The organism is Candidatus Binatia bacterium, assembly GCA_029243485.1.
In the GTDB taxonomy this organism is placed as follows: Bacteria; Desulfobacterota; Binatia; order UBA12015; family UBA12015; genus VGTG01.
The window spans coordinates 1-9,432 of the sequence record JAQWRY010000035.1 but is presented as its reverse complement, the minus strand read 5'-3'; the positions used below and the strand labels follow the sequence as shown (position 1 = coordinate 9,432).

The window sequence follows — 9,432 nt, the reverse complement described above, 5'->3', positions numbered from 1 at the left end:
TTAATAATAACAAGAAACAGTATATTTCGATACTGCGTGTATATTGTAGCCCATGAGGCAGAAAGAGGCGCACGCATACGTCCGGTAAGGCGCCGTTAGGTCGGATGGGAGCCAAAAAGGGGCTTCATGTCGGCTATCCGCTGTCCTCGACCGTCTCCATCATGCCCGCGAGAGTCTCGCGATCCCGCGGACGGCACGGTGCGAACGTAACCCCACAGTTCCCCATCATGGCGGTCGTGACCCCGTGCCAGCTCACCGGGGTCAGCATAGGATCCCAGCCGATCTGGGCGTCGAAGTGGGTGTGGACGTCGATGAACCCGGGCGTGACGGTCATGCCGCGTGCATCGATCTCGCGCTTCGCGATGCCGTCGACCTTGCCCACCTCGGTGATGTGGCCGTCGCTGATCGCGACGTCGCCGGCGTAGGAATCCCCGCCGGTTCCGTCGACGACCTGCCCGCCGCGAATCACGATGTCATGCGCCATGGTCGAACCTCCGGGTTGCTTTGCGTTTTCGAATGCAATTGTGAATGCACACTTCGGACTCCGGCAAAACGCCGATCAAACTCACTCGGCGAGCATCCGCAGCGCGAAGTCGACTTCGTCCTCCCCGCTCGGGTCCTCGATTCCCAGGACCGGCGCGTACAGCACGTGCTCGACCCCGACCTCTTGCGCGCGGTTCGCCACCACCAAAGCGTGGTTCGCGTGGTGGAACAGAACATTCACGCGCAGCGGAGGCTCGTCGGGTTGGTTCTGGTTCCTGACGAAGATGGGCGGATCGTCTGCCGTCAGCAGGTCGATCATGTCGACGCTTCGGCGGTACTCGAGGATCTCCGGCGACTCGAACTGATCGAGTTCGGAGATGCCATAGAAGGCGAGAAGCTGGCCTTCTAGCCCGAGCAGCGCGGCGCCCTCGAGAACGCCAATGCCGAAATCGGGGAACACGTCGCTGCTCCAACGGGCGATGTCGTACGTAGCTTGCGTCTCCAGGAGGACCACTCCCCGCACTCGCGTCGATTGCCGAAGGACCAGGTCGTCGCTGTCCGGCTGCGCGAGATCGTCGTTCGACCCGATCCAAAGGCTCGTGCCCGCGCCGGCCGAGGCCCCCATGAGGACGATGCGCTCAGGGTCGACTCCCAGCTCTTCCGCATGGAGACGAATGAACTGAAGACAGCGGGCGCTGTCGCGAAGCGACTTGATCACCCCGATCTCCTCCGGGTTGCGGATGAGTCGATAGTCCGCGCTCGCGACCGCGACACCCGCGTCGATCAACCGCTCGACGCCGCCTGCCCTACCCCGACCCCAGGCCGCCCCCCGCGACCCAGCGCGGAATCCGCCGCCGTGAAAGTAGATCACAATCGGGGCCTCACCGCGGTCGTTTGGCAAGAGGATGTCGAAGAGGTTCTCCTCGCCGAACGGACCGTAGGGGATCGCTTCGTGGAAGGTGGCATCGAGCCCGGAGAGGGCTTCGGGGAGTGCGGCCGGGAAGCCGCGGATCGGCGGCGGATCGGCATCGCCGCAAGCGACGACCAGGGCGGCCAATGCGGCGGCGGAGCAAACGGCTCGGAACGACGTCATCACGATCGTAATGACATGCAACCCGGCACGGGACCAAGCGGATCTCGAACGAGCGGGCGGAAGTGCGACGCGCGCGGTCGAGGACCGCGTCGATGGGTCGACGTTCGGTCTCGGCCCGATTCTACTTTTCGGGGCCACCGCGCGGCTCAGCCCGGAGGGTCGATCCAGATCGGTGACGACCAGGCCCGCTCGCGGATCGTCGCGGGCACGCGCGGATCTGGCTCCTGACCCAAGCGGATGGCGTCGTACGTGGACCAGCGGCACGTCGGGTTCTGAATCGCCCGCACGTAGTAGAACGCATCCTGACTCGGATCGAAGTCCTCGTCCTCCCAGGCCGCCATCAACTGCCCTGCCCCGCTGTCGCCGAGCGTCTGGCAGGTGCTCGTGTCGACGGACGCGCCGTTGTCCGGACAGCGATTGGTCGCCGGATCGACCTGGAGGCCGTCTGCGCAGACGACGTCCCGCACCGACTCGTGCGTCTCTCCGTCGGCATCGATCCAACCCTTCACGATCTGGATCCGTTGGAGCGGAGCGCTCATCCAGTCGGCGGCGGCCCAGACGAAGAAGGCAGGACTCTCGGCTTGCTCTCCCTCAGGCCGCAATACGCCTCCCATCGGAACGCCGCCTTCCGTGGCGACCGCCACAGGATCGGTATCGTCGACGATCGCACCGTCGAAGCCCCAGCCCCCGAAGAAGCGCAGCACGATGCGCGGCCCCGAGGTCGCATAAGCTTCTCGGCGCTTCATCCCTTCGAAGAGCGAGTCCCGTGTGTTCTCCTCGGCCCAGACGGCGGCGAGACCGCCCGAGCCGTGGTCCATCAGAATCTGATTGTGCGGCGCCGCCCCCTCCCTCGTGCGAAGCCGCCGGACCGCCGGCGAGCTGGCCGCCCCGACCTTTCCGACGAAGTCCCACTCCTCGGCGTCACCGGGGGCCGCGTTGTGCCCATCCGTGGCCGCGACGAAGCCGAAGGCAAGTGGATTGAATCCGAGCTCGCGGTCGAGCTGCATGCCGACCTTGAGTCCCTGTCGCGCGAACGACGTCTGTAGGGCGCACCCGTTCTCCTGCCCCGGCTCGCACGGCTCCAGGACCTGTTCGAAGGCGCACTCCTCGTCGGTGGATCCCACGCCCAGCGCGCACTCCGATGCGCCCTTCACCTGGTACATCTCCGCGAGGGGCTCGCGACGCTTCCGCAAGCGCCAGTCCTCTTCGTCGTAGGTACCGCCATCCCAGGTGTGCCGGCTGTAGAACAGCCCCCAGCCCTTGTTCATGTTGTGGGGTATGGTCAGGAAGTCGCAGTCGCCCGTGCACGCTTCCTCCAGCCCGCGCCACAGCTCGATGGCATTGCCGACGTCCTGCGCCGAGATCGCGTGGTCCGGAAGATCATCACCGTTGAAGATGACGTTGCGGTGGTGCTTCCCCGCGCCCTCCAGCACCGGCGAATACTCGTAGGCGGCGAAGGCGGTGAAAACGCCAGGATCGTCGTGTCGGTCGGCAAGCTCGATGTAGCGCGCCCAATCCGAGCCGGCGTCACGCGCGCAGCGCTCCAGGCCCCCTTCGCCGCCACTGCAGATCGGAACGTTCCCCAGCAGCCGACCGGTCCGGGGGCGGTTGCGATAGACCCCGGCGGGCTGCGTCGCATCGGGCTCGATCGCCATCCGGGTCTGGCGACTCGCCAGGAAGATCGCCGTCATAAAGCCCGGGGTCTCCATGACCCAGCAGTTCAACTGCTCGAAGAAGGTCAGATCGGGCTCTCCGCACCGGGTGCGCAAGCCGAAGCCCTCCGCGTGGTCGGTGATCGCCACGAAGTCGAGCGGCCGCGAGAGCTGCATGAGCTCGCCGCCCGGGCTTCGAAGCGGCTCGCCCCGAGCAAAGCGGTAGGCATCCTCGGGTGTCGCCGTCGTGCCGAACAGGACCGCGTCCATGCTCTCGGTCGTGTGTACGTGGAGCTCACCCCAGTAGGCGTTCTTCATCACGTCGTAGGGCCGCGGCTCCAGGTCGAGCGACTCCGGAACCTGGACTCGGCTGTCGTCCTGCTTGGCCAGGTCTTCGGGGGCGGTGCTCGGCGTGATCTGTTGCGCCAGCTGATAGACTGGCCGCACCACCGTCCATCCCACGACCGCGACCACCAGGACGACGAGGGCCAGGAAGCCCAGCAGGATTCTCTTCAACATGAACAGCCTCTCAGTCGGAGTCGGCGATGTTGAGGTCGCCGTCGATCAACGTATGGCGTGATCACTTCTCGGGTCCCTTCCGTTTCCTGCGAACGGTTGGGGCGCTCAGTCGATCGAGGAGCAGCCCGATGATGATGAGGGTCAGCAACGGCGCGAGCCGTACCGTCGCGAACGAAATGACCGGAACCGTCGCCATGGCGGTGCTGCGGCTGAGCGCAGCCCATTTGTGATCGACGTCTTGCGAGAACTCCGGGGTCAAGATGAACTCCACGAAGTCCCGCCGGCTGCGGTAGCGCACCATGGAGGCCAGGTTCCAGTCCTGCCGCTCGAAATCGCCGGTGCCACCGAGGAAAAGCACGGGCTCGACCATCACCAGCGGGCGGCAGGCCCGCGAGAGCAAAAGGGGCGCGATCCGTCTCTGGTACTCGTCCTCGGCTTCTGCTGCACTCGCGATCGCTTCGCTGCCATCCACACCATCCACGTACTCGGGCGCGTTGCGGTAAACGTTCAGATTGAGCATGACGAATTCCTGGCCGTCGTCGGTCTCCAGGAACCGGCGCAGGCTCGTCCGGCGGGGTGCTGCCGTCACCGCAACCGAAGACACCGATCGAAAGAGCGAGCACGACACAGAGCTTGAACAGGTTCATCTGACCCGCCGCGGACGCGGTGGTTGAAAACTTTTGCAACATTGTTTCAACATGCTACCGATGTGGCAAATTTATTGTCAAGCGACAGGCACTTCGACTGGTGATGTGTCCTGCCTTAGGAGCGGGTGATGGGAGGGCGGAGGCAGCGCGTGATCGTCGTTGGAGGGGGCACCTCGGGCTCCGTTCTCGCGGCGCGGCTGAGCGAGGATCCCGACATTTCGGTGACGTTGCTGGAGGCCGGGCCCGATCACGACGCGTACGACGACTCCGTTCTCGAGCCGATTCGTGCCGCCGACGTCTGGACGGGCGTGGGAAAGCACGTCGTACCTACTTCGATGGCCACGCAGACCGGCGCGATCTCGATGATACAGGGACGGCTCCTGGGCGGGACCTCCGCGGTCAACGGGTTGGCGACGCTGCGCGGGCAGCCGGCCGACTACGACGCCTGGGCCGACGCCGGCCTCGAAGGTTGGGGCTGGGACGACGTCAAGAATACGTTCATGGCAGCCGAGCGGGACGTGGACTTCGGCACCTCGCCGATCCACGGAAGCGACGGCCCGCTTCCCGTACGCAGATGGCGCCGGCACGAGATCAGCCGCGGCCAGGCCGCGTTTTACGATGGGATGATCGAGACCGGCGAGTCGGCCGCGGCCGACATCAACGATCCGAGCCAGCTTCCGGGCATCGGGATCTTCCCTGTGACGATCGACGACCAGGTGCAGCGAGTCTCGACGAGTCTCGCCTACCTCCGCTCCGACGTGCGCGCGCGCGACAATCTCGAGATCCGCACGAACGCGGAGGTCGCGACGATCGAGATCGATGATGGACGCGCGAAGGGCGTAGTGCTGGTCGGCGGTGAGGAGATCGAAGCGGAGGAAGTGGTGGTCGCGGCCGGTGCGATCTGGTCGCCGACGATGCTGCTTCGGTCCGGAGTCGGGCCGAAGCCACACCTCGCGGAACACGGCATCAAGGTCCATGCCGATCTTCCCGTGGGGTCAACCATGAGCGACCACCTCGGTGCCGGCATTCTCTACCGCCACGAGGGGCCACGGGGCGGCATCGCCGGGCCCGCACAGGTTGTCCTCGTCGGCGCATCGAACGGGAAGGACGTCGACTATCACTTGATGCCCGTCTCGCTACATGACCCCAAGAAGAATCCTCTCACCTTCAGGGAGAAGGTGAGGTTTCTCAGCCAGTCAGAGAATGCGAATTCCAACCCTGGATTGAAGACCGTGTTGGCTGCGATGAAGTTTCTGGCCACGCCAACCGCCGGCGCCACCATGTTCATGCTCGCCGTCTTTCTGCTGCGCTCGAGCGGTCGCGGCAGCGTCAGGCTCGGCAGCACACAAGAAACCGGCCCCACTGTCGTGGCACCGCCGCTCCCTGAAGACGCCCCCCAGCGGCTGCGTCAGGCCTTCGACCAGCTCGCGGCCTGGGAACGCTCCGCTGCGTTTCGAGCGCTGAAGCTGAAGCCGGTCTTCCCGCACGATCTCGCGGCGACGGATGCGGTCGCCACCGCGCTCGAACGCAACACGCTGAGCTACGGCCATATGGTCGGCACGTGTCCGATGGGTCCGGTACTCGATGCCGACTGCCGGGTGCATGGCATCCCGAACCTGCGCGTCGCCGATGCATCGGTGATGCCGACGATCCCTTGCGGGAATACGTACCTCGGTTGCGTGATGGTAGCCGAACGCGTCGCGCGCAAGATGAAGGGAGAGAACGAATGATCCGACCTCGCACCGCCTGGCTGTCACTGTTGATCGCCTGGCTGGCGTTCTTCGGCTGGTACACGTCCTTCAAAGGCCCCCTGACGGCCGAGGAAGTTGCCACCGTCATGCAGCAAGTCGAGGCCAGCGACGCCGCGCCGCAGGATATCGCGAAGATGCGTGCCTTCCTCGAATCCGACACGGGCGACGACTTCGTCATGATCAACCTCATCGAGATGAACGACCCGCCGCCACGGATGGACGGTGTGCCCGAGGACGCCACCGCCCAGGATCTGATGGACCGCTACATGGAGCACATGTACCCGGAACTCTTCAAACGCGCGTCGCACCCGGTCCTGTTCGGCCAGGCGACTGCGCCCGCCCTCGACATCTGGGGCATCGAGGGGGCGGAGCGATGGACCATGGCCGGCCTGATGCGCTACCGCAGCCGCCGCGACATGCTCGAGATCGCCGGCAATCCGGCATTCCTCGGCCCGCACGAGTTCAAGATCGCCGCGATGAACAAGACCATCGCGTTTCCCGCGGACCCCTGGATGCAGGCGGGAGACCCCCGCCTGCTCCTGGCGCTCCTGCTCACGATCCTGGGGCTTGCGAACAGCCTGCGCTGGGCCAAGCGGCCGGTGCGCTGAAGACCCGCGCTCCCGCGGAAAGAGCGACCGGAACCCCGGAGACGAGAAGGAGACTAGAGCGTGACCGACCTCGAACGAACGACCGCCGGACTTCTCGCCATTCTCTCGGTCTTCCTGCCGACCTGCGTTGCGGCTCAGACCGATCGAATCGAAGCGCCGTCCACCTACCAACAAGAGCTGGACGCGGGCGATCCCGACTCGAGCTTCACGGACGAAGCGGACGCGCTGGACGCGGAGGCAGAGGCGATCGAGGCGACCGGGGAGGCGCCGGGCCTCTCCAGACGCGCCGGCCACCGCGTCGAAGAGATCGTCGTCCGCGCGCGAAAACGGGCTGAGCTGCTCGAGGACACGCCGCTGTCGGTGACCGCGCTTTCGCCGACGACGCTTCGCGAGTCGGGTGTCGTCCGGATCAATCAGATCCAGAACCTGGTGCCGAACACGACGTTCCGCACGAGCGTCACGAACCCGCAGATCCGGATCCGCGGTATCGGCTCGTCGGCGGCCGGTGGCGCCTTCGATCCGGGCGTCGGGGTGTACCTGGACGGCATCTACATTCCACGCAGTACCACCGCCGTGTTCGAGATCGTCGACGTACAGCAGATCGAAGTGCTCCGCGGCCCACAGGGTACGCTATTTGGGAAGAACACCGTGGGCGGAGCGGTGAGCTTGACCAGCGTGAAGCCTCAGATGGAACCCGAGGCATCCGTCTTTCTACAGCCCTCGAGCTTCGGCAGCCTCACGACGCGGATGATGCTGAACATGCCGATCGGGAGCGGCTGGCTCGAAGACAAGCTCGCGATGCGGGTCGCCTTCGGGTCTGGAAACTCCGACGGCTACGTCTACAACTCGTTCCGCGACGACTACCTGTCGAACATCAATTCGCAGTCGTTCCTTGGATCGATCCGTTTCCTCCCCACGGATTCGCTGACCATCGACGTGTTCGGGAGCTACGCAACGCTCTCGAATGCCAACATCGGAGGCCAGTGCGTCTTCGTGCAGCAGGGGCCGCTGACGGGTCTGGTTCCCGGCTTCCAGCAGGCGTGCGAGGAGACGAAGCCCTTCGAGACGACCGCCCAGCTCGACCAGCTCATCAACACGGAGAACTGGGGGGCGTGGGGCATCGCTCGCTACGAGCTGGGCGATCTCTCGGTGCTGGAGGACGTGTCCTTCAAGTCGCTGACCTCGTGGCGCGGCGCCAGCCAGCGGTTTCGCACGGACATCGACGCCACCCGGCTCAGCGTCATCAACCTTCAGCAGACCGGCGGCGGGGACCCGGTGAACGATGACCTGATCAACGGAGAGCCGGGAACGGCGCAGGAGATCCAGCAAGAAGTGCAGGTGAACGCGGCCGCGTGGGATGGACGAATCAACTTCGTCACGGGGCTCTTCACCTTCTGGGAGAAGTCGGGAAGCGGCACGACGGCGTACGTCCCCACGATTCCGTCGGCCGCGTACTCCAACATCAAGACCGACAACTTCACCTGGGCGCTCTACGCGCAAGGAACGGCCGATGTCACCGACTGGCTGAGCCTCACCGCGGGCCTCCGTTACACGTCCGACTCGAAGAGTGTCGATCAGGTCAACTCGTCGGCTCTCGACCCCGACGCGCCAGCCAGCGGCGGAACGGGTCAAAAGACGTTCACGGCCTGGACGCCGGTGGCCAGTGTCGCACTCCTCGCCCCCGACAGCTGGATCGACGAAGCCCCGCTCGACCACCTCATGACCTACTTCACCTACTCGCAGGGCTTCAAAGGCGGCGGCTTCAACGCAACCGTCCAGGGCACCATGGAGTCTACGACACCTGAGCCTTTCGGTCCGGAGACGCTCGACAACTTCGAGTTTGGCGTGAAGACGATCGCGTTGGATCGGCGCCTCACGATGAACGTCGCCCTCTTCCGCGCGAACTACGACGACATCCAGCAGACCTCGCAGCGCGTACTCACCAACGACCAGGGCGACCCGGTCACGCAGCGGCTCACCCTGAACGCGGCGAAGGCAACCGTGCAGGGCGTCGAGGTCGAGCTGCAAGCGAACCCCCTTTCCGGCATGTTCGTGATGGGCTCGCTCGGCTACCTCGACGCACGATACGGCAGCTTTCCGAACGCGCTATCGAACCTGGACGGAACGGTCATCGACCGCAGCGGCCAGACCTTCAACCAGACACCGCATTGGCAGACCTTCCTCGCGGTACAACAGTCCTTTCCGCTCTCACCGGGGGGCAAGAGTGCGGCTTGGCTCGATGGCTTCATCACACCGCGGGTCGAGTGGGCTTTTCGGAGCAAACAACACACCCTCGGACCCGAACTCCTGCCCGGAATCCAACGCGGCTATCACCTCCTGAACGCCAGGCTCTCCTACGACTTCCTCGACAACCGTGCCCAGGTAGCCCTCTTCGGCCGGAACCTCCTCGACGAGGCCTACCTGTCCGACGTGTTCTCGGTGACGGCGATCTACGGGTTCATGACGCGCTGGTTCCAACCGCCGCGATCGTTCGGGGGTGAGCTCAGCTACCGCTTCGGCTGACCGCGCGACTCGCCGTCCATGAGGCAGAAAGAGGCGCACGCATACGTCCGGTAAGGCGCCGTTAGGTCGGATGGGAGCCAAAAAGGGGCTTCATGTCGGCTATCCGCGCTAGCTACCTATTGGCGGGAGCTTTGGTGTTTTGCCGCCAATAGCCCA

The 9,432-nt window shown here is 65.0% G+C and carries 6 protein-coding genes and 1 pseudogene; 3 read left to right on the top strand and 4 right to left on the bottom strand.

What is annotated here, in order from left to right; translation table 11 throughout:
- Nucleotides 1-142 precede the first annotated feature (142 nt).
- The 4 genes and pseudogenes from P8R42_11730 to P8R42_11715 all read right to left on the bottom strand — a co-directional run bounded on the left by P8R42_11730 (nucleotide 143) and on the right by P8R42_11715 (nucleotide 4,336).
- Nucleotides 143-484 (bottom strand): annotated as a pseudogene (locus P8R42_11730) (amidohydrolase family protein).
- Nucleotides 485-565: 81 nt separating this feature from the next.
- Nucleotides 566-1,576, bottom strand: a complete 1,011-nt coding sequence (locus P8R42_11725; protein MDG2305299.1) for an alpha/beta hydrolase — start codon at nucleotides 1,574-1,576, stop codon at nucleotides 566-568.
- Between the two features lie 146 nt (nucleotides 1,577-1,722).
- Nucleotides 1,723-3,747: a DUF3604 domain-containing protein gene (locus P8R42_11720; GenBank protein ID MDG2305298.1), complete on the bottom strand. Its 2,025-nt coding sequence runs from the start codon at nucleotides 3,745-3,747 to the stop codon at nucleotides 1,723-1,725.
- Between the two features lie 61 nt (nucleotides 3,748-3,808).
- On the bottom strand, nucleotides 3,809-4,336 hold the full coding sequence (locus tag P8R42_11715) for a hypothetical protein (GenBank protein ID MDG2305297.1): 528 nt from the start codon (nucleotides 4,334-4,336) through the stop codon (nucleotides 3,809-3,811).
- A gap of 186 nt (nucleotides 4,337-4,522) precedes the next feature.
- Between P8R42_11715 and P8R42_11710 the strand changes: the two genes are divergently transcribed.
- From P8R42_11710 to P8R42_11700, 3 genes are read left to right on the top strand one after another with little or no spacing between them, the layout of a single operon-like run.
- A complete protein-coding gene (locus P8R42_11710; GenBank protein MDG2305296.1) occupies nucleotides 4,523-6,124 on the top strand; it encodes a GMC family oxidoreductase in 1,602 nt (533 codons plus the stop codon).
- Nucleotides 6,121-6,753 (top strand): hypothetical protein, encoded by a 633-nt coding sequence (locus tag P8R42_11705; GenBank protein ID MDG2305295.1) that lies wholly within the window; start codon nucleotides 6,121-6,123, stop codon nucleotides 6,751-6,753. Before P8R42_11710 ends, P8R42_11705 begins: the two co-directional genes overlap by 4 nt.
- 60 nt (nucleotides 6,754-6,813) lie before the next feature.
- The gene (locus P8R42_11700; protein ID MDG2305294.1) at nucleotides 6,814-9,276 is read left to right on the top strand and encodes a TonB-dependent receptor; all 2,463 of its coding nucleotides are present in this window, start codon (nucleotides 6,814-6,816) and stop codon (nucleotides 9,274-9,276) included.
- The last annotated feature ends 156 nt before the right edge of the window (nucleotides 9,277-9,432 follow it).

Excerpts from the sequence above, each read along its gene's own strand:
- P8R42_11725 (MDG2305299.1), bottom strand. The coding sequence starts at position 1,576 with ATGACGTCGTTCCGAGCCGTTTGCTCCGCCGCCGCATTGGCCGCCCTG.
- P8R42_11705 (MDG2305295.1), top strand. The coding sequence starts at position 6,121 with ATGATCCGACCTCGCACCGCCTGGCTGTCACTGTTGATCGCCTGGCTG.
- P8R42_11720 (MDG2305298.1), bottom strand. The coding sequence starts at position 3,747 with ATGTTGAAGAGAATCCTGCTGGGCTTCCTGGCCCTCGTCGTCCTGGTG.
- P8R42_11710 (MDG2305296.1), top strand. The coding sequence starts at position 4,523 with ATGGGAGGGCGGAGGCAGCGCGTGATCGTCGTTGGAGGGGGCACCTCG.